This window comes from Acinetobacter sp. M5A5_2a (assembly GCF_053345265.1).
In genome coordinates, this window is sequence record NZ_JBKEZV010000008.1 from 154,122 (window position 1) to 174,883 (window position 20,762).

The 20,762-nt window shown below is 35.9% G+C and carries 16 protein-coding genes; 12 read left to right on the forward strand and 4 right to left on the reverse strand.

The genetic code is table 11. The features are described 5' to 3' along the window. Positions 1 to 29: 29 nt before the first annotated feature. Complete coding sequence (gene map, locus ACLBWE_RS11285) at positions 30 to 824, reverse strand: type I methionyl aminopeptidase (RefSeq protein ID WP_003652125.1); 795 nt, start codon at positions 822 to 824, stop codon at positions 30 to 32. Between the two features lie 353 nt (positions 825 to 1,177). Between map and brnQ the strand changes: the two genes are divergently transcribed. The 3 genes from brnQ to ACLBWE_RS11300 all read left to right on the forward strand — a co-directional run bounded on the left by brnQ (position 1,178) and on the right by ACLBWE_RS11300 (position 3,599). Next, the gene (gene brnQ / locus ACLBWE_RS11290) at positions 1,178 to 2,479 is read left to right on the forward strand and encodes a branched-chain amino acid transport system II carrier protein (RefSeq protein WP_447602918.1); all 1,302 of its coding nucleotides are present in this window, start codon (positions 1,178 to 1,180) and stop codon (positions 2,477 to 2,479) included. A gap of 191 nt (positions 2,480 to 2,670) precedes the next feature. After that, positions 2,671 to 3,090 (forward strand): GlcG/HbpS family heme-binding protein, encoded by a 420-nt coding sequence (locus tag ACLBWE_RS11295; protein ID WP_447602920.1) that lies wholly within the window; start codon positions 2,671 to 2,673, stop codon positions 3,088 to 3,090. A gap of 266 nt (positions 3,091 to 3,356) precedes the next feature. After that, positions 3,357 to 3,599 (forward strand): hypothetical protein, encoded by a 243-nt coding sequence (locus tag ACLBWE_RS11300; RefSeq protein WP_004643085.1) that lies wholly within the window; start codon positions 3,357 to 3,359, stop codon positions 3,597 to 3,599. A 42-nt stretch (positions 3,600 to 3,641) separates the two neighbouring features. Here ACLBWE_RS11300 and ACLBWE_RS11305 read toward each other — a convergent pair whose 3' ends face one another. Next, positions 3,642 to 4,097, reverse strand: coding sequence for a hypothetical protein (locus ACLBWE_RS11305; RefSeq protein ID WP_447602922.1), 456 nt, complete (start codon positions 4,095 to 4,097; stop codon positions 3,642 to 3,644). 141 nt (positions 4,098 to 4,238) lie between these two features. On the opposite strand from ACLBWE_RS11305, the gene ACLBWE_RS11310 reads away from it, so the two are divergent. The 8 genes from ACLBWE_RS11310 to ACLBWE_RS11345 all read left to right on the forward strand — a co-directional run bounded on the left by ACLBWE_RS11310 (position 4,239) and on the right by ACLBWE_RS11345 (position 15,943). Then, positions 4,239 to 5,099, forward strand: coding sequence for an alpha/beta hydrolase family protein (locus ACLBWE_RS11310; protein WP_447602924.1), 861 nt, complete (start codon positions 4,239 to 4,241; stop codon positions 5,097 to 5,099). Positions 5,100 to 5,423: 324 nt separating this feature from the next. Next, positions 5,424 to 8,279, forward strand: coding sequence for a phosphoenolpyruvate--protein phosphotransferase (gene ptsP, locus ACLBWE_RS11315; protein ID WP_447602926.1), 2,856 nt, complete (start codon positions 5,424 to 5,426; stop codon positions 8,277 to 8,279). A 15-nt stretch (positions 8,280 to 8,294) separates the two neighbouring features. Beyond that, positions 8,295 to 9,242, forward strand: coding sequence for a 1-phosphofructokinase (gene pfkB, locus ACLBWE_RS11320; protein WP_447602928.1), 948 nt, complete (start codon positions 8,295 to 8,297; stop codon positions 9,240 to 9,242). Further along, the gene (locus ACLBWE_RS11325; RefSeq protein ID WP_447602930.1) at positions 9,229 to 10,947 is read left to right on the forward strand and encodes a fructose-specific PTS transporter subunit EIIC; all 1,719 of its coding nucleotides are present in this window, start codon (positions 9,229 to 9,231) and stop codon (positions 10,945 to 10,947) included. Before pfkB ends, ACLBWE_RS11325 begins: the two co-directional genes overlap by 14 nt. Positions 10,948 to 11,787: 840 nt before the next feature. Continuing rightward, the gene (locus ACLBWE_RS11330) at positions 11,788 to 12,252 is read left to right on the forward strand and encodes a MarR family winged helix-turn-helix transcriptional regulator (RefSeq protein WP_002121027.1); all 465 of its coding nucleotides are present in this window, start codon (positions 11,788 to 11,790) and stop codon (positions 12,250 to 12,252) included. A gap of 197 nt (positions 12,253 to 12,449) precedes the next feature. After that, positions 12,450 to 12,665 (forward strand): hypothetical protein, encoded by a 216-nt coding sequence (locus ACLBWE_RS11335; protein WP_003652142.1) that lies wholly within the window; start codon positions 12,450 to 12,452, stop codon positions 12,663 to 12,665. A 597-nt stretch (positions 12,666 to 13,262) separates the two neighbouring features. Further along, entirely contained in the window at positions 13,263 to 15,359 is a 2,097-nt protein-coding gene (locus ACLBWE_RS11340) for a sensor domain-containing protein (RefSeq protein ID WP_198495628.1), read from the forward strand. A gap of 140 nt (positions 15,360 to 15,499) precedes the next feature. After that, positions 15,500 to 15,943 (forward strand): universal stress protein, encoded by a 444-nt coding sequence (locus tag ACLBWE_RS11345; RefSeq protein ID WP_005040033.1) that lies wholly within the window; start codon positions 15,500 to 15,502, stop codon positions 15,941 to 15,943. A 59-nt stretch (positions 15,944 to 16,002) separates the two neighbouring features. On the opposite strand, the gene ACLBWE_RS11350 is transcribed toward ACLBWE_RS11345, so the two are convergent. Then, positions 16,003 to 17,445 carry a glucose/sorbosone family PQQ-dependent dehydrogenase gene (locus ACLBWE_RS11350; RefSeq protein WP_447602934.1) on the reverse strand — a complete coding sequence of 481 codons (1,443 nt, stop codon included), beginning with the start codon at positions 17,443 to 17,445 and terminating at the stop codon, positions 16,003 to 16,005. A gap of 612 nt (positions 17,446 to 18,057) precedes the next feature. Between ACLBWE_RS11350 and ACLBWE_RS11355 the strand changes: the two genes are divergently transcribed. After that, positions 18,058 to 19,512, forward strand: coding sequence for a SulP family inorganic anion transporter (locus ACLBWE_RS11355; RefSeq protein WP_447602936.1), 1,455 nt, complete (start codon positions 18,058 to 18,060; stop codon positions 19,510 to 19,512). A 47-nt stretch (positions 19,513 to 19,559) separates the two neighbouring features. Here the strand turns inward: ACLBWE_RS11355 and ACLBWE_RS11360 are convergent, their stop codons facing one another. Further along, on the reverse strand, positions 19,560 to 20,738 hold the full coding sequence (locus tag ACLBWE_RS11360; RefSeq protein ID WP_447602938.1) for a S8 family peptidase: 1,179 nt from the start codon (positions 20,736 to 20,738) through the stop codon (positions 19,560 to 19,562). Positions 20,739 to 20,762 lie beyond the last annotated feature (24 nt).

Below are 20,762 nucleotides of genomic sequence, written 5' to 3' on the forward strand. Positions count from 1 at the left end.
CGATAAGTTATCGAACTTTTTTATATTTTTTAAATTGCAGGATAATTCCCCACACCTTCGGGCCATGGTGTTAATAGTTCAAAGCCAGTATCTGTTACTGCAACCATATGTTCCCATTGAGCAGATAACGAAAGATCTTGAGTAATGACTGTCCATCCATCATTTAACTCTTTCACTTGCGGCCTACCTGCATTCACCATAGGCTCAATGGTAAAGACCATTCCTTTCTTTAAAACCAAACCTTGCCCACGCTGCCCATAGTGCAAAACATTAGGTTGTTCATGATAGACCTTACCAATCCCATGCCCACAATACTCTCGAACAATACTATAGCCCTCTCGGTGAGCAACCGATTGAATAGCATAACCAATATCACCTAATGTAGCTCCTGGCTTAACTGTATGAATACCAGCAACCATCGCTTCATATGTTGTATCAACAAGTTTTTTTGCTTGTGGGTTTACATTACCCACAAAATACATGCGGCTCGTATCACCAAAATAACCATCTTTAATTATTGCCACATCAATATTAATAATATCGCCATCTTTTAAGATTTTATTCGGCGATGGTATTCCATGACAAACAACTTCATTGACTGAAGTACATATCGTTTTTGTAAAACCGTGATATCCCACATTAGCAGGAATAACTTTTAAATTATTTACAATATAATCATTACAGAGGTTATCTAAATATTCAGTAGATACGCCTGGTTTAATATAGGCCTCTATCATTTCTAAAACTTGCGCAGCCAAGCGTCCAGAAACTCTTAATTTTTCCAGATCTTGTTCAGTTTTAATGGTAACAGTAGAAGCTCTCATTCAATTCTATCCTCGCAGACAAGAAACATGCCCGTCCCTACAAAACCTAAGGTAATTCAAAATATTTTAGGATGAATATAAGTCAGACCAAAAGCCTAAAATGCTCAAATATCCAGCATTCACAGTAAAAATTTAGCTTTTTATTCTTACATATTTTTTATAAAAAGTCAGAACTTAAAAAGAAGTTCTTTTGCCCTTTTAATGGCTTTTCAAGCACATACTTTAACCAAACAATCGCGTATAACACCATATATCGTTTTAACCACCCGAAAAAAAGCTTTTTCACATAAATTAGCGCTTGAACATGATTACTTTTGCTCTAAAATTCCTTCTTTTTTATTCACTTTTAATTTATGCAACATCTTCGCACTGGAGATATTATTGCCTTAGGTTTTATGACCTTTGCCCTTTTTATTGGTGCTGGCAATATTATCTTTCCTCCCATCGTCGCTCAACAAGCTGGTGAACATGTCTGGTTAGCCGCTCTAGGCTTTTTGATTACGGCTGTCGGCTTACCTGTAATTACCATTATGGCACTCTCTCGCATGCAGGGATCCATTGAAATTATTAGTTCTCCCTTAGGTCGAGTAGCAAGCCTGATTTTAACTGTTGTTTGTTATTTATCAGTCGGACCTCTATTTGCTACCCCACGTACAGCTACTGTTTCTTATGAAATTGGTTTTTCCTCTTATTTTGGAACCTCAAGTAGCAGTCTTCTAATCTATAGTGCAATCTATTTTTCATTTGTCACTGTAGTTTCACTCTATCCAAACAAGCTTTTGGATACAGTAGGACATGTACTTGCACCGCTAAAAATTATTGCTTTAGCAATTTTAGGCATTGCAGCAGTTATGATTCCTGCGGGTTACGTACCTGCTCCGATTAACCATTACGTTACATCTCCGGTTTCAGAGGGTTTTGTAAACGGTTATCTCACAATGGATACCTTAGGTGCACTCGTATTTGGTATCGTTATTATTCAAGCGATTTACTCTCGCGGTGTAACTGATAAAAAGTTAGTCACCAAATATGCAATTATTGCCAGTCTTATTTCAGGCGTTGGTCTTACTTTAGTTTATTTAAGCTTATTCAAATTAGGTTTAGGTAGCCATGAAGTAGCACCAAATGCAGCAAATGGCGCAGTAATTTTACATGCATATGTACAACATGCTTTTGGAAATATGGGTTCATTATTCTTAACTGGTCTCATCTTTTTAGCATGTATGGTTACAGCAATTGGCTTAACTTGTGCGTGTGGTGAGTACTTTGCTCAGTTAACGAAATTACCATATAAGCTTTTAGTCTTTATTTTAGTTGGTTTCTCTTTCATTATTTCGAATCTTGGCTTAACTAAACTGATTGCTATATCAGTACCTGTCTTAAGTGCAATCTATCCACCTGCAATTGTGGTGATTATGCTGAGCTTCTTTTGGAAATTTTGGCACAAACCTTCTTTTATTGTCGGTTCAGTAACAAGTATCGCTTTAATTTTCGGCATTATCGATGGTCTTAAAGTTGCAGGCTTCAGTAATTATTTACCTGAATTTCTTCAGCATTTACCATTAAATGAACAAAACTTAGCTTGGTTGATCCCATCTTTAGTTGTTCTTGCAATTACCGTAATTATCGACAAAGTTAAATTCAAAAACATTTAATCTAGTGGCTTTTTTGAAATCGAGTTTTATCCAAACATGATTTTATATATTGAATAAAATGCTGTGTTTACCCAACCAGCATTTTATTTCCACACTCATTTTTAATGACAAATCAACTATAGATATAATCAATTTTTACTGTAAAATTACACTAAAATAATTTTTAGCTTACTCAGGAAAGAAGAGCAACAATGAAAACTAAATATTACTTAACATTAGCAGATGCAGAGTTTTTAATGGAAGAAGCTCAAAAATACGCAATTGAACATAACTTTAAAGTCAGTATTGCAATTGTTGATGAAACAAGCTCCTTATTACTCATGAAACGTTTAGATGGTGCCTCTCCTTTAAGTTCACATCTATGCTTAGAAAAAGCAAAATGCTCTTCAATATCAGGTAGGCCCTCAAAGTTTTACGAAGAACTTCTGCAAAATGGACGTCTTGGTTTTTTAAGTATGCCCAGCGCTCAAGGGATGCTAGAAGGTGGAAAACCTATTCTTTATGAAGGTCAAATTTTAGGTGCTATTGGTGTATCTGGTGTTCAATCTTTTGAAGATGCGGAAATTGCTCAACACGCAATTGACACCTTTTTTAAAAAACAAAATAGCTAAAATAAAATGATAGGAAAGAGAAATTAATATACTTTTCACTTAAATAATTTCTCTTTCCTAAAAGAATAAGTATTTCATACAAAAATATTTAATATTTACTTTTTTAATACCTTAAGCTTTTATAAATATAGAGGTTTTTATAAAACTGCTCAAAAAAATTGCTATTCGCTATTGAATTGTATGAAAAATAGAAGTACAACATTAAACTTAAAACAAATTCTTGACTAAAACATTAGGTTTTAGTACCACCACAAGGAGGGATGGAGATGTTATCATTACATTTCAACAAACAAGTCTTCATTAACACTCTGAACAGCAAAGATTCAGTTGTGTATGGAGTAACGCCGCTTGCTCTTATGCTGACTTTACTGTTTCAAGGTATGATCAAAGGAAATTTAAAACCTGAATACTTTATGTATGCGATGGTTGTTTCTTTCATATTTTGTCTGTGGGCCTTTGTCGATCATAAGATGCGAAAATTAGCTAAACGACGTCTTAGTCAACAATAAATAATTGTAAGATTAAAAAAATGGATGAGTGATCATCCATTTTTATATACCTAAAAATAAAAAAATTGTTCCCATAACTAAAATAGCTGTAGCTAATAATTCAGCAATAATCAATGCAACCATCATTAAAGACATTAACCATGAAGGTAGGTTAAAGCAACCTAACCGATGGGGTTGTTTAAATTGATTTGTCGTGTCCTGTAAGTACCCATGTACGATATAAACTAAAATTGAAAAACTAAAAAACAAGAGATTTGCTAACACACACCACAAAGTAATATTTTCGCTTAAAACAGTAAAATAACTTAGCACAGCAAGAATTAAGCTGGCAGCTGCGTAAAGTAAGCTACTTCGATGAGCAATATCCACATAATAATGTGCACGACTTAATTCCGAACGGCGTATTTGCCAATATTTCCATACCCCTGTTAACATTCCTATCCATAAAAATATGCCACTAAAAACAATCGCTAACTGTACAGCTTTCGGTAAATCCATCTTTTCCCCAATTATTCGTTTTATTAAAATTTAATGAGCTGTATAGCATAAATCCTGACTTTATAGTCACATTTTAATCAAGTATCATTTTAGAACTCATGTAAATTAAAGTCATCAACAAGCTAATCATTACTTAATATTATGGATAACACTTTTGAATCATTTTGGATAACCTGCGAAGATGGTTATCAACTTGCCGCACAATTTTATCCAGCTCAATCAAAAAAATCGGCAAATCCTGTTTTGATTTGCCCAGCTACTGGTATTACCAAAAATTTTTATCATGCTTTTGCTACATGGTTAAGCCAACAAGGTTATGAAGTATTAAGTTTTGATTTCCGTGGAATTGGAGACTCATTGCATGGACCTTTAAAGCAAAGCGATGCAAGTATTAATGATTGGGGAACGCTTGATATTCCTTGTGCAATTGATGCTTTATTAGAAAAAACACAAGCAGAACAAATAACTCTTCTTGGCCATAGTGCTGGTGGGCAACTGTTAGGAATTGTGCCTAATTTTCGCAAAGTAGCAAAAGTTGTTGCGATAGCAGGTTCTACTGGCAACGTAAAAGGCCTAAAAGGTAAAACCAAGTTTCTGGCACCTGTCATGTTTAAGGTTATCTTTCCAATTTCTAGTACTTTAAAAGGTTATGGCGCTACTCAATTTATTGGGATGGGTGAAAACTTGCCTAAAAAAGTTGCTCAACAATGGAGAGAGTTTTGTAGTAACCCAGGCTATGTAAAAAATGCCATTGGTAAAACTGTCTTTCATGACTTTCATACTGAGATTATTTGCCCGATTACTTCGATTTGGGCAAGTGACGATGAAATTGCCACTCAACAGAACGTTGAAGAATTATTAAGTTTATATCCTAATGCATCTACTAAAATGCTAGAACTAAACCCTCTAAAACTCGGATATAAATCAATCGGACACATGTTAATGTTTAAAAAATCACATCAAAAGATCTGGCCTCTTTTAGAGCAAGAAATTCAATACTAATTTTCAATTCATCATTTACTTTTTGCCTCTATACCAGTAATCCGGTTTAGAGGTTTTTTTTATTATTAAAACGCCCTTCTCTTTTATAAAATAATCTTATTAAATTTATAGTTATCACAAGAAAGTAAAATATATTCGACATTCACTTCTTTGTATTAAAAACGAGCATTTTTTTACGTAAATACGTCGATATAGCTTTAAAGTTCTGCTATGGTAATTTATCTGAAGCTGTTGTTTAAAAACGGTTAAACTAACCTATTTTAATACAAACAGCTTCTTTTTTTCTGTTTTAGCTAAAGCCAAAGAAATTGTTCAAGGATAATTATGCTAGCACTAGAGCCTCAACATATTCATATGAATCAATATGCTGTTGATAAACAACATGCATTACAGTGTCTAGTAGATATATTAGTGAAAGATGGGCTGGTTACTCCTGACTATATAACAGGACTTATCAACCGTGAACAGCAAAGTGCGACCTATTTAGGTCAGGGAATTGCAATCCCCCATGGGACTCCTCAATCACGAGAATTTATTTTAAAAACTGGTATTCGTTTAGCCCATTTTCCAGAAGGAATAATATGGGATGGCGAAAATACGATTTATTTAGCTGTTGTTATTGCAGCAAAATCCGATGAACATTTACAAGTATTACAAATATTAACTAGAGCGTTAATGCAGGATGTAAGTGAACAAGTAAAAAATGCATCACAACCTGAGCAAATTATTGAACTATTACAAGCTCAACCATTATCTTTAACACTACATGAAAATTTAATTCAAACTGAAATTGAAGCTCATGATATTGAAGATTTGTTTTGGGCAGCAACTCAAGTCCTTAAAAAACAGAATTTCGTAAAATGTGGTTTTTTAAGTTCTCTAGATCCAGAGCAAGTCATTCAGTTGCAAGACCAGATCTGGTCTGTTTCTAGTAATCAGTTTGTTCAACAATCAGCTATTAGTATTGTAAAACCACGTCATCCCTTAGATTTAAACGGGCAGAAACTAAATACTTTAGTCTGTGTTGCTGCAAATGATCAGTTAGATAGCCAAAGATTTAATCGGCTGATTGATATTTTATTTAATCCAGAACAAGTTGCACAATTAGATCAAGCCCAAGCACCAAATGAAATTGCTAAAATTATTGGTGCGGAAGTGATTCCCGATTGGCCAAACCGTTCAGTTGTATTGGCCAATGCACATGGATTACATGCCAGACCCGCGACTCATTTAGTGAACTTAACAAAAACTTTTCAAGGCGATATTCAAGTCGCAGTAGATGAAGGTAGTTTTGTTTCAGCTAAGAGTTTGACTCGCTTATTGGCTTTAGGATGTAAACGCGGTCAAACTTTACGTTTCATTGCTGAACCAGAAACAGATGCAGTAGAAGCCTTAGATAAAGTGATTTTGGCAGTACAACAAGGCTTAGGGGAAGAAATTGAACCGCTACTCTCTTCAGATACCAAAGAAGACCAAACACCTCAAACCGTAACATCATTACCAAAAGCATTGAGTACAAATACCGGCATCCCAGCTTCTAGTGGTTTAGCTTTTGGCCCAGTACATGTCATTAAACCTAAAGTTTATCAATATGAACGTATGGGTTTAAGTGTTAAAGCTGAGAAAGAAAAACTTGATATTGCTCTTCATGCAGTTAAAAATAATATTCACCAAGTAATTGCGAAATCTGAAGCTTCTGAAATTAAGCAAATATTCCAAGCACATTTGGAAATGCTTGATGACCCCGATCTCATTAATGGTGTTTATCAAAAGATTAACTTAAATCTTTCTGCCCCTGCTGCTTGGCATGAACATATTGAAGCAGCAGCTAAAGAACAAGCCGCTTTACCAGACCGTTTACTGGCTGAGCGTGCTACAGACTTACGTGATATTGGTGATCGAGTTTTGGCTCAACTCTGTGGTGAAGTTATCATCGAAGAACCCAAAGAGCCTTATATTTTAATCATGTATGATGTCGGGCCAAGTGATGTCGCTCGCCTTAATAAAGATCGTGTTGCTGGTATTTTAACAGCTGTTGGCGGTGCTAGTGCCCATAGTGCTATTGTTGCGCGTGCTTTAGGTATTCCTGCCATTGTTGGTGCTGGGGATCAAGTATTAGATATTGAGCAGAAAAGCTCTCTTCTAATTAATGGAGACACGGGAGCTTTCGTTTTAGATCCAACTGCTCAACAAATCGAAAACGCAAAACAGGAACGTGAGCTTCAACAAAAAATTCGTGAAGAGGCTGAACGCCATAGCCAAGAACCTGCGATTACTCTAGATCAACACCAAATCGAAATTGCAGCCAATTTAGGAAAAGTTCAAGCCACAGCCCACGCAGTAGAATGTGGTGCCGAAGCAATTGGCCTACTTAGAACAGAGCTGGTTTTTATGGCTCATAGTAGTGCCCCAAATGAGGCAGCCCAAGAAGCAGATTATCGGGTTGTCTTAGATGCACTTGCTGGTCGCCCTCTCGTAGTACGCACTTTAGATGTAGGAGGTGATAAACCTCTGCCTTACCTACCAATTGCGGAAGAAGAAAATCCGTTTTTAGGACTAAGAGGCATTCGCTTAACCTTAAGACGACCTGAGCTATTACGTCAACAGCTTACTGCTTTGCTTAAAGCAGCAGATGACCGTCCTTTACGAATCATGTTCCCAATGATTGGCCGTGTAGAGGAATGGCGTGCTGCTAAAGCAATTCTTGATGAAGTAAAAGCTGCATATACATGTGCGAACTTACAAGTTGGCATTATGATAGAAGTTCCTTCTGCCGCATTACTTGCCCCTATTCTTGCGCAAGAAGTGGACTTTTTCAGCATTGGAACAAATGACTTAACTCAATATACCTTAGCCATTGACCGTAGCCATCCTATCCTCTCTGCTGAAGCAGATGGTCTTCATCCAAGTATTTTGCAATTGATTGATCAAACAGTAAAAGCTGCACACAAACATGGCAAATGGGTAGGAATATGCGGTGAGCTAGCAGCTGATCCAAAAGCTGTACCTATTCTTATGGGATTAGGTGTAGATGAACTCAGTATGTCACCGAATAGTATTGCCTTGGTAAAAGCACAGATTCGTACACTAAACTACAGCCAAGCTCAAATACTTGCACAGCGTGCACTTGAATGTGATAGCGCCCCTGCTGTACGTCAGTTATCCGAACAAGAACTGTAAAGATTAGGAATGGTAATGGCTAAAATTTTAACAATTACTTTAAATCCTGCAATTGATGTCACGATACAACTCAATGAGTTGCAGATAGGTGAAGTAAATCGTCAAGAATCTGTAGAGATTCATGCTGCTGGAAAAGGGCTTAATGTTGCACAAGTTTTAAAAGATTTAGGACATGATGTTATTGTTTCCGGTTTTCTAGGAACTAGTAATCGACAGATTTTTGATACACATTTTGAGCAAGTTCAATTTCAATCTGAATTTATTTATATTGAGGGTGAGACGCGCCAGAATATAAAAATTGCTGAACATTCCGGTCGTATGACCGATTTAAATGGAAAAGGATTTTTAGTATCTGAACTGGATAAAAAGAATCTATTCCAAAAAATCGAAATGATTTTACCGCAAGTAGATGTGGTTGCTATTGCTGGTAGCCTTCCGCAAGGTTTTAGTATTGATGAGTTTCAAAAGCTTATTAAGCTCATTCAAAAACATGGTAAAAAAGCTGCCCTTGATACAAGTGGTAAAGCGTTAGTCGCTGCAATTGAATGCCAACCATGGATGATTAAACCAAACACCGATGAGTTAGTAGAAAGCTATCAGCTTCCTGCCACAACCTATGTCCAACAAAAAGAGCTTTTTAAAAATTTAGCTAAAATTGAGCATGTCGTTATTTCGATGGGTGAAGACGGTGTAAACTGGCTACATGAAACACATCCACTACATGCCCAAGCCCCTAAAGTGGTCGTTAAAAGTACCGTTGGTGCGGGCGACTCTCTTTTAGCTGGCATGATTCACTGCTTAATAAATAACTTCTCTGCCGAAGAAACATTGAAAACAGCTACGGCAATTGCGAGCCATGCTGTAACACAAATTGGCTTTCGTATTCCAAATGCTGAAATGCTAAACCAATTAAAAGCCCAAACTACAATCAATTCATTGAGTGAATCTGATGCCAACTGCTAAACATTTATTATTTGTCATTAATAGTCCGCAACAGCAAGTCAATGCTTTGATTTTAGCTCGAAAGCTTGCACAGGTAGCATCCCAACAGGGTTACGAAAATAATATAATTTCGCTCGATGAATTCGAAGAAAATCAAAACTTTGATCAAATCATTGTTATTGGACAACGTCCGAAAAATCTTAATATTTTTGGTACACACTCTTTATCTTTAATTAGCATTGAAGAAATCAAAAATGATGCTCATTCAGCTTTCCAAGCTGGCTTAGATAATTTAAAGCCAGCTCAAGATTGGCAGAGTGATAATACGCCATCGCCAAATAAATCGACTAAATTTGTTGCAATCACTGCGTGCCCTACAGGTGTTGCACATACCTTTATGGCTGCTGAAGCATTACAACAAGGTGCAGAAAAACTTGGTTATGATATTGAAGTAGAAACACAAGGTTCCGTTGGTGCAAAAAATATTTTATCAGCCCAAGCTATTGCTGAAGCAGACATCGTGATTCTTGCTACTGATATTGAAGTTAATACAGACCGTTTTGTGGGCAAGCGTGTTTACCGATGCGGTACTAGTTTTGCATTAAAGCAAACAGATAAAGCTTTTGCTGAAGCGATTAGTAATGCACAAGTTTTAGATCAAGGTAAGCAACAAACATCAACAGAGAACAAGGATAAAACCGAAAAAGTTGGCGTATATAAACATCTCTTAACAGGTGTTTCTTATATGTTACCTATGGTGGTGGCTGGTGGCCTTCTAATTGCCCTATCCCTATGCTTTGGCTTAAATGCTGCTGAGCAAGCCGGCAGTTTACCAGCCATATTAAAACAAATTGGGGCCGCTGCATTTATGCTCATGGTCCCGATGTTATCGGGTTATATTGCTTACTCCATTGCTGATCGCCCTGGCCTCGCACCTGGTTTAATTGGCGGCTTACTCGCTTCTCAATTACAAGCAGGCTTTTTAGGCGGCATCGTTTCAGGTTTCCTTGCGGGCTATATCGCACTTTTTATTGCAAAAAAACTCAAACTTCCTACTAGTCTAGAAGCACTTAAACCGATTTTAATTATTCCTTTATTAGGTACATTATTTGTTGGCCTTATTATGTTCTATGTGGTTGGACAGCCTGTAGCACATATTTTCGAGCTCATGAAAGACTTCCTAAATAATATGGGTACAACAAATGCTGTGTTAATGGGAATTATATTAGCAAGCATGATGTGTATCGATTTAGGTGGCCCAATCAATAAGGCAGCCTACGCTTTTACTGTCGGATTATTGACAACAAATACCTATATGCCTATGGCAGCAACAATGGCGGGCGGTATGGTCCCTGCTATTGGTATGGCTATTGCGACTTTCGTGGCTAAAAATAAATTTAGTACAGGAGAGAAAGATGCCGGAAAAGCCGCTTTTGTATTAGGCTTATGTTTTATTTCCGAAGGTGCTATTCCCTTTGCAGCCAAAGACCCAATGCGCGTTATTCCAACTTGTATTTTAGGTGGTGCGGTGACTGGAGCACTTGTTGCACTATTCCACTGCGAGTTAGTTACTCCTCACGGCGGTGTATTTGTTCTTTTAATTCCCAATGCAATTAATCATGCTTGGTTATATCTTGCTGCAATTGCTGCAGGTAGTATCGTTACAGGAATAAGCTATGCAATTGTTAAGAAAAAAGTAGAAGAAAAAATTGTGACCATTTCATAATTTAAAAAAAAGGGAGAATATTAATTCTCCCTTTTTTTTAATTAAATACTATTCAACAATCTGTTTTAATAGTGCTTATATCACTTAATCTGAGTAGCTCTCGCCATAATCTGTGCAGGTACTTCTTCTGCTAACATAACAGTTAAAGTTGGTTCTTTTTTGGGGATTTAGTAGATGAGCGACATACTGCCTGAGTAAAAATTGTTAAAAATATAATTTATAGACAAAAAAGCTAAATTTATAACGCTAATCATTCAACTAGTTTTTTAATTTTATATAAAAAAATTAATAAGTTACTAAACAAACCCATTTTATTTTGCTAAATAATAGATGATTCATGTTAAATGTATGGTAAATTCCACCAACAATAAAATAAACTAAGGTACTGATATTTATAAATATTTTTTATTTGAATATCTTGATTTTTCATAGTTATGACTTTAGAGACAAAAACTATCTCGTACAATGCCACGGTCAAATCATAATTTTTTTTCTACGATGCGTTTGCAAGCCAATATCGTTTAATTAACGATCAAGTAAGCCTAGATGCAATCTTGTATATCTGTTCAAAGATTTTAAGGAATTAATGGCTATGACTTATCAAGTCACATTAATTTTCAACAAACTTTGACTATAGAAGAAAAGTATTTGTAGTTTGTGCAAAGTATAGGGATGTTTATCAAGACAAGCGTAACTAAACCATGTCATTGTTAAATTTAGCTATATAAATTTTGCTCAGCAAGCAAAGTCCTGATATAACTTGCTTGATGAAACTATATTTTTCAACTATTAAAGATAGTTCACCAGAAATGCGATCCACCAAGGTATGGGGAAAAGTCAATGACAAAGAAGTATGCGCGTTTTTTACCTACAACAGAATCTTTTACTCTTGAAGATTTTCCATATTATTGGATTACTCAAGTACATGCTCAGTATGTACAAAATATTGATAATGCTTTAAAAAAATATGGTTTAGATAACTCACGTAGACGCATTATGTTGGCTTTAAGCAGTAAGCCCCATGCGAGTGTTTCTGAACTTTCAGACATGATTATTTCAAAAATGTCGACGACGACTAAAATTGTCTATCGTTTAAAAGATGAAGGTTTAGTTGAAACTTATTCTTGTCAGACCGATGGTCGAATCACCCGCGTGGTACTTACAGAAAAAGGTACCGAAATGATCAATAAGATTAATGATCTAACCAGCGTAGTACTCGAGCAATCATTCGAAGGTATCACTCCATTGCAATTAGAAAAAATGATGGAAAGTTTAAAATTACTTTTAAAAAATCTTTCTCGTTAAAAATGGAATAGATGTTTTACTCGTTAGCAATAACTAAGCTCTCTGTCAGGAGAGCTTTTTCTATTGTAATGCCTCGTTTAAGCATTGATAGAAACAATACCCTACATAAAATAATCAATTAACTTCACATCTGTTGACTTGAGCTCTTAACTCCAGTAGAAATTCTCTTTCAATAACTGAATAGCAAATTTTTGAAAATGGCTAAAAGAAAATACAAAAGTGACAAGTTTCAAGTGCGCCGTATTAACCGTCAATGGTGGGTACTTGAAAAAGACCTCGAATCAAACTGCTATTTAAAACATGAACAAGTGGCAACCAAAACCTTAGCAAACAACTATGCAGATGATTATATTGAACAATACTATATGAATCTTTACATTCAACAAGAGTTGAAAAAACCTGAAACTGTATAAAAAAGCCATTTGGCTTTTTTTATTTTTAATAGTTTGAAATTATAAAATCAAAAATTAGGAATAAAAAAAACCTACATCTTGGGGAAAATGTAGGCTATAAAATGCACAAAAAGGAAATATATATCCTTCTTGATAAAAAGAATTTTACGATAATATAAGCCTTTATTTTATATTACTTTTGTAAACTTAATGGTGGTTATTGTATTTATTTAGAATTTTTTAAACCTGCCCCTCTTTATATATTATGGTTAAAATTTGAGTTATTAAAATTTTAATCATCACAATTTACTTCTCATCATTTTATAATTTATTTTCATTAGTTTTATTAAGATAGGTTTCTAAAGACAATTATAAGTTTCTGTTTTAATAAGTTTTTTACAAAAATAAGCATAAATCTTTTTTTAACTTAATACAGATAAAAATCAATAAATAACAAAAACATAAATTAAATATTAAGTATATAATATATTTAACACCTCAATTTTAGTTCAAAAAAAAGACAGGTGAAATTTATTTATTGCTGTTTTGATTACTACAGAAAGATTACAATAATGACTTATAAATAGATTAACCCCATACAATCTTTCTAGGCATGTTATGACTTCAATGTCGAACAACACCCAAAAGCATTTTATTGTTGAGCAAATTCCACTACCGACTTGGGTAAGTGATGAAAATGGCTTGATATTATATTGCAATGTAGAGTGTACAGAATATTGGCAGGATACTTTTTCTCCATTACCTCAGCAATGGTTAGATTTTATATCTCCTGTCGATTTAGATGAAGTCAAAAACAGATGGCTCGAAGCAATTCGCCTGCAAAAAAGAATAGAATTAAAATGCCGACTTTTACAAAGTGGCAATCAATATAGATGGTGCAAACTTTCTATTCAAGCCTCCAAATATCGCGGCTCTTCTCTAGCCAGTGAATGGTATGTCAGCTTTTTAGATATTGATCACGATATTCAAGAACAACAAAACTTGCAAAAGAATATTGAAATACAAAATCAAATGTTAGACATCAGTGTTGATTGCATTAAAGTATTAAATGTTGATGGCACAGTTTCTCATATGAATAAATCAGGATGCCTCGCTTTAGGCGTTCCTGTTGATGAAACAGAATTTGGAATGAAATGGCTTGAGCTTTTGCCACCTCATATTCGTAAACGTGGACGCGTTGCTTTAAAAAAAGCCCTTCAAGGCAAAGTTGCCAGATTTGCTGGAATGAGCTGTTTACCAGATCAGGACCCCGAATATTGGGATAATATGCTGACCCCGATTCATCGGGAAAATGGTGAAATCGGACAAATACTTTGTGTATCTCGTAACGTTACTCAACAGCATTTGACAGAAAATCAGCTCAGAAATATGAGTGAAAGAGATGACCTGACCGGTTTATGTAATCGGCGCTCATTTAAATTTCAACTTAAACGAACCCTTGCATATTCAAAAGATAGTCAAACAAGTGTGGGTTTACTATTAATTGATCTTGATCATTTTAAACATATTAATGACACTTTAGGGCATAGCGCAGGCGATCATCTTTTAAAAGTCTTATCCAAACGGTTTAGTCATTGTGTTGATGATGAAAGATGTTTTGTTGCACGACTGGGTGGAGATGAGTTTGCAGTTATTATTAATAACCTCAAATCTGAAAATGATGTACGTGACCTAGCAGCCATTTTGCTTCAGCAGTTAAATCAACCTATCACCTATTTAGGTAATGTGCTAAATGGTGGTATGAGTATTGGTTGTGCAATTTATCCTCAAGATGCCGTAGACCAGTCAGGTTTACTCAGTTGTGCAGATATGGCATTGCATGACTTAAAAGCGCGTGGTCGTGGTGGTATCCGTATGTATGATCCATGCATGATGCAAATGACCGAAACAGTTGCTTCTCAACTCAATTTAGCACGTCAGCTTATTCGTCATCATACCATCCAGCCCTACTACCAACCCAAAGTAGATTTAAGAACTCATCGTGTTGTAGGTTTTGAAGCTCTATTACGATGGCATACTACTTCAGCTCAAAGAGGTTACCCTGCACAAATTGCAGAGGCTTTTAAAGATTATAATTTAGCGAGTAAGATCGGTGAAACTATGCAACATCAAGTTTTACGTGACATCGCCAAATGGATAGATCTTGGTATTAAACCTCTTCCTGTTTCGCTCAATGCTGCACCAGTTGAGTTCTTAAGAGACAACTATGCTGAAAAGCTTTTGAAAAAGATCAATCAATTTCAAATACCGACACATTATATTGAAGTAGAAGTCACCGAACATATGCTAGGTGACCGAGGTTCAGAATATGTGATCCGAGCACTTAATAAATTAAAACAGCATGGCGTAAGTATTGCATTAGACGACTTTGGTACTGGTTTCTCATCGCTCACCCATATTCGCGATTATCCAATTGACAGTTTAAAAGTAGATTGTAGTTTTATACAAAAGATGCAACATGATCCATCAATTTATGCGATTGTCCAAGCAATTGGTTTACTCGCTCCAAATTTATCACTGGGGCTCATTGCAGAAGGAATTGAAACTCCAGAACAAGAAGAACTACTTCGACAATTTGGATATAGTATAGGTCAAGGATTCTTGTTTGAGTCCGCTATAGACGCTAATCAAGTCATTTCAATTCTCAAACAGAATCAACCCTACCTAGAAAGTCATTACAATGCTTTAAGATAAAATCTTTAATAAACTTTCTCGCTTCTATTCATACTAAAAATAAACAATAAATCTTTAAAAATTGTTCATAATATAAGCATAAAGATAATAAATCGGTGTTTTGGCACCATACATTGTCATAGGACAATAAGGAGCAATATATGAGTTATCACCATATCTTGGTTCCAGTCGATGGTTCTCCTACTTCACTCATTGCTGTCAACCATGCAGCAGCACTTGCTAAAGCCTTTGGTAGTAAAGTGACTCTAGTATATGCGCTTACGATAGATCCTTTCATTTCTGTAGAATTCATTGATAGTACAGAATTAGCACAGGATTATTTTAATAAAGCTAGAGCATCAATTCAGGGTATTTTAGATCAAGCAAAAGAACAATTTAGCCAACATGGAATTTATGTTGAGACAAAAATTGTTGAGGGTCAAACAATCCACACAGAAATTATTAAAGCAGCGACCGAGCTCAAAGCAGACTTGTTAGTCATTGGCTCTCATGGTCGAAAAGGGTTTAAAAAGTTCTTCTTAGGAAGTGTGACTCAAGCTCTTTTAGGAGAAATTCATTTACCGGTATTAGTCGTAACTGAATAGTTTTTCTGAAGCTGAAAAAAAAACCGATCTTATGTAGATCGGTTTTTTAATAGCCTATTTTACTGGGCTTTATATGTAAATCTAATCAGAGAACCTGGATTTTCCAATGTATTCGTTACAGAGCCATCATCTTTTTGGACATTTCCGGAAGTATCAGTCAATACATATAAAACATTCCCATCTGGACTTGCAATCACGTCACGATAACGGTTATTGCTCTTAAACATCGGCACAGCATCATCATAAGTAGCACTGTAAGTTGGATCTAGCTTAATACGGAAAATAACACCACGCTTTAAAGATGGAACCAATAATGTATTTTCCCAACCAGAAATTGCTTTTTTGCCTCCCTTATAGACATAAGCAGATGATGGCGCAACTGTTGGCCAGCAAATGTAGGTCATATCCCCACAAGTTGGGTCATTATAGTTATAGGTATCTTGGACGGTATATAAAGTTTTTAACGGCGGTACAAAGTTTTTACCAGTCCATTCAGACTCTTTAGTCACTGGAACGCCAGCTGCCACTTTTAAACCATTTTGTCCTAAATCTTTAGTTTGTGCTTTATTGCTTGCTGCTGAATAATTTGCATAAGCATAACCACTATCATCTTTATAACCCGCTACATTTGGCCAGCCATAGTTACCACCTTTGACAATGAGGTTAATTTCATCGTCAGAGTTTGGACCCTGTTCAGATTGCAACAGTTTACCATTTGGAGTAAATGCCAAGCCCTGTGGGTTACGATGACCGAGCGTATAAATATGGCTAATTACACCGTTAAAGCTTGGATTATCTTTTGGAATACTTCCATCCAGATTTAAGCGTAATACTTTACCCATATAGGTATGATAGTCTTTGCCGCTCAGTTCCTGTTGAGTCGGCGTATGCTGTGCTTGATTTGGCAAGAATAAATAAGCAAGCTGGTTACGCCCCTGATCACCAATCGTATAGTAAATCTTTTGGTCTGGACCAATCACAAGACGACCCGACTGATGGTCTTTCGATGAAGGTAATCCTGCTAATAAATCTACTGGTTTCTCAAGAGTATCTCTTGCTTTGTTATAGGTATATCGACGGATAATCGTTTGATTCGGTAATTCTTTATCTGTAGATTTCGGATTTTTAAATGTACCTGAAACATAGATATAAGGATTATTTTTAAAGTCAGGATGAAAGGCAAAACCCAATAAACCGTTTTGTCCATCAGCATCATTTACAATCTCAGGAACCTGAAAAACTGTTTTTACACTGCCCGACTCTGGATTAACTCTTAGAATCTTACCTGTTGCCCGCTCCGTTAACCAAATTTGATTATCAGGCCCCCACAACAAAGCATGTGGCTTATTTAAATTAGATAGAAGAACTTTCTTGTCAAAGCTTTCTGTTTTCGCTTTAGCAAATTGAGATGGAGTAAGAGGGACATCAGCAAATGCTGAATTGAGCGTAAGTAACTGAGCAGCACCTAATAAAGTAATTTTAGCCAATAAATGTTTATTCATATGTCCACCTTATAAATTGTCAAAATTTTCCGAGAATTTTTAAACCGTTAATAAAGGGTTTGTAGGAGTTCTCTATATGATTTGTATTATGATGAATAACGAATCTATTAAAATCTAAATTTCTGAAAGGCTCTGTTGCATAAAAGTAGCTATTAAAAATGGATAAACACTCTTACAAAGTCTTTTTAAGATGAGTAACTTAAAGCTAATTTTGATCTATTTTTATACACGCTCAATTAATTTTATATCTTAATGTTTTTTGAAATGGTCTTCTAAAGTTAGCACAATATAGCTATTAACCATGAATACAGATCAGTGTCCTCTCATAAAACAATTTAATAAACCCAATGATGAAAAACATTCAATTATAAAGTTTTTGCTATGCTAATTTCCTAAGCTCAGGTTAGTCAACCTTAAAAACTTATGCTATTCTTCGGCCACTTTTTAAAGCCTCAAATTCTCTATCATCATGACACTTACGCCACCTTAAGTTTATTTACCCTTACCCATTGTAAATAACTCATCACTGTTTAGTGATGTGGTGTAGTCGTTTGTGTTGATATATCACATCACTAGCCTTTTCAAAATTTAGAACTATAGGCTATCCCCCTCATGTTAACGAATGTCCGAGAACAATGGTTCTCTAATGTCCGTGCAGATATTCTTTCCGGTCTCGTTGTTGGTCTTGCTTTAATTCCTGAAGCAATTGCATTTTCAATTATTGCGGGCGTAGACCCCAAAGTTGGCTTATATGCGTCTTTTTGTATTGCAGTCATTATCTCATTTGTAGGCGGTCGTCCCGCTATGATTTCGGCAGCTACGGGTGCCATGGCTCTAGTCATGACTACACTGGTAAAGGACCATGGACTTCAATACCTATTTGCAACAACTGTTTTAACTGGCGCCATACAGATCTTAGCTGGATATTTCAAACTCGCCAAACTCATGCGTTTTGTTTCCAAATCAGTCGTTATTGGGTTTGTTAATGCCCTAGCCATACTCATTTTTATGGCCCAACTACCAGAATTGGTAAATGTGACGTGGCATGTCTACTTATTGGTAGCAATTGGTTTAGCAATTATTTACCTATTCCCTTATGTACCCAAAATTGGAAAGTTTTTTCCTTCCCCTCTTATTTGTATTGTCGTCGTTACACTACTCGCCATTTTTCTAGGTATTGATATTCGAACAGTAGGTGATATGGGATCATTACCAGATACCTTACCTATATTTTTAATTCCAGATATTCCTTTTAATTTAGAAACACTGCTTATTATTCTTCCCTATTCATTAGCCCTTGCTGCTGTTGGTTTACTTGAGTCAATGATGACAGCAACAATTGTTGATGAAATGACAGATACTCCAAGCGATAAGTTCCAAGAGTGTAAAGGTCAAGGCATTGCCAATATTGCCTCAGGCTTTATGGGAGGAATGGCTGGTTGTGCCATGATTGGTCAATCCATGATTAATGTAAAATCTGGTGGTCGCACACGTTTATCTACTTTTTGTGCAGGAATATTTTTACTGATTTTAGTTGTATTTTTAAGTGATTGGTTAAAGGTGATTCCTATGGCAGCTCTTGTTGCTGTCATGATTATGGTGTCAATCAGTACTTTTGAATGGAAGTCGCTGATTCACTTTAAATCGAATCCTAAAAGTAGCAATGTTGTTATGATTGCAACTGTCATTGTTGTTGTGGCTACCCATAACCTAGCACTAGGCGTATTAATCGGTGTTTTACTTTCCGCGTTATTCTTAGCCAATAAACTTGAAAATGATATTCATGTAAATACGTCCTTTGAAGGTGAAATGCGTGTGTATGATTTAAGAGGACAAATATTTTTTAGTTCTTCTGAAAAGTTTATGCAAGGATTTAACTTTAAGGAAGATATAAAAGAAGTCATTATAGATCTTACACACTCACATATTTGGGATGTAACTTCAGTAGCAATGCTTGATTCGGCTATCAATAAATTTCAAAAAAATGGCATAAAAGTTACTGTACGCGGCTTAAATGAAGCCAGTTCCATCATGATTGATAAATATGGTACTCACGCTAAAATTTAAAAAAGGTCCTTCGGGACCTTTTTACGATCTACAGATTACATTTTTTATTAAGGAGATTTATACAACAAACGATTTGGACTACCAGATGGATTTTTTACCACATTACTACTTGCTTGATTTAAAAGATTAGTAGAGATGGTTTGTGGTGTCGCAGTGGGTATGCTTTGCAGCATTTCAGCAACGACACCTGCAACATGTGGCGTAGCCATCGATGTTCCATTTAGAACTTTAGTAGCCGTATTACTGCCTATCCAAGAAGAATTGATTTGGCTTCCGGGTGCAAAGATGTCAACACAGCTTCCATAATTAGAATAGCTGGCTCGCGTATCAGTATTATCTGTAGCAGCAACTGTAAGTGCTTTACTTACTCTTGCAGGTGATGCACTGCAAGCATCAGTATTTGAGTTTCCAGCAGCCACCACCATGACATAACCATTATCAAATAAATTTTCAACTGCACTATCTAAAGAGGTACTCGCATCCCCACCTAATGACATATTCACAACAGCCGGTTTTTTACCATTTTTTAATATCCAATCTAAACCAGCAATCACATTACTAGATGCACCAGAGCCATCACATCCTAAAATCCGGATTGGAACCAAATTTACATTCTTAGCAACACCATAAGTACTTCCGCCAACCGTTCCTGCGACATGTGTACCATGCCCATTACAGTCAGTTGTACCATTCCCATCCGATATTGCGGTATACCCGCTTAATACCCGCCCAGAAAATTGTTGATTGCTAGACAATATACCTGTATCAACAATATAAGCTGTCGTGCCAGAACCCGTCTGTAAATATGAATAAGCAGAATTTAAAGGTAAAGCTTTTTGGTCAATACGATCTAGTCCCCAATCCGGATTACTCTGAGTAGTGGCATCAATTTTCATGACTATATCGTTTTCTACAGATAGTACTTTCGGATTTTTTTTCATTGCTTCGACAAAAGCAGTAGCCGCTGTATCGGGTAAATAAATTGCGAAACCCTTAAGTACAGTGTCATACGACTGTAAGACCTTAGCACCATGTTGCTTAGCAATATTTTGGGCAAAATCTATAGATGGTCCAGCATCTTTATTAAGAATAACAATGTATTGGTTTTTAATAATTCCCTTTGCTTGAGAAGAATCTAGTAAAGAATTGGTTGTGTTTGGTGCTGCATGGACTAGACTGATGGCGGCCATTGTTAAGAAAGCAGCCGATACTTGGCAAAACTTCATGAAAAATCTCCATATCTTTTATTC

Coding starts and splice junctions, on each gene's coding strand:
- map (WP_003652125.1), bottom strand. CDS start 824: ATGAGAGCTTCTACTGTTACCATTAAAACTGAACAAGATCTGGAAAAA.
- brnQ (WP_447602918.1), top strand. CDS start 1,178: ATGCAACATCTTCGCACTGGAGATATTATTGCCTTAGGTTTTATGACC.
- ACLBWE_RS11295 (WP_447602920.1), top strand. CDS start 2,671: ATGAAAACTAAATATTACTTAACATTAGCAGATGCAGAGTTTTTAATG.
- ACLBWE_RS11300 (WP_004643085.1), top strand. CDS start 3,357: ATGTTATCATTACATTTCAACAAACAAGTCTTCATTAACACTCTGAAC.
- ACLBWE_RS11305 (WP_447602922.1), bottom strand. CDS start 4,097: ATGGATTTACCGAAAGCTGTACAGTTAGCGATTGTTTTTAGTGGCATA.
- ACLBWE_RS11310 (WP_447602924.1), top strand. CDS start 4,239: ATGGATAACACTTTTGAATCATTTTGGATAACCTGCGAAGATGGTTAT.
- ptsP (WP_447602926.1), top strand. CDS start 5,424: ATGCTAGCACTAGAGCCTCAACATATTCATATGAATCAATATGCTGTT.
- pfkB (WP_447602928.1), top strand. CDS start 8,295: ATGGCTAAAATTTTAACAATTACTTTAAATCCTGCAATTGATGTCACG.
- ACLBWE_RS11325 (WP_447602930.1), top strand. CDS start 9,229: ATGCCAACTGCTAAACATTTATTATTTGTCATTAATAGTCCGCAACAG.
- ACLBWE_RS11330 (WP_002121027.1), top strand. CDS start 11,788: ATGACAAAGAAGTATGCGCGTTTTTTACCTACAACAGAATCTTTTACT.
- ACLBWE_RS11335 (WP_003652142.1), top strand. CDS start 12,450: ATGGCTAAAAGAAAATACAAAAGTGACAAGTTTCAAGTGCGCCGTATT.
- ACLBWE_RS11340 (WP_198495628.1), top strand. CDS start 13,263: ATGACTTCAATGTCGAACAACACCCAAAAGCATTTTATTGTTGAGCAA.
- ACLBWE_RS11345 (WP_005040033.1), top strand. CDS start 15,500: ATGAGTTATCACCATATCTTGGTTCCAGTCGATGGTTCTCCTACTTCA.
- ACLBWE_RS11350 (WP_447602934.1), bottom strand. CDS start 17,445: ATGAATAAACATTTATTGGCTAAAATTACTTTATTAGGTGCTGCTCAG.
- ACLBWE_RS11355 (WP_447602936.1), top strand. CDS start 18,058: ATGTTAACGAATGTCCGAGAACAATGGTTCTCTAATGTCCGTGCAGAT.
- ACLBWE_RS11360 (WP_447602938.1), bottom strand. CDS start 20,738: ATGAAGTTTTGCCAAGTATCGGCTGCTTTCTTAACAATGGCCGCCATC.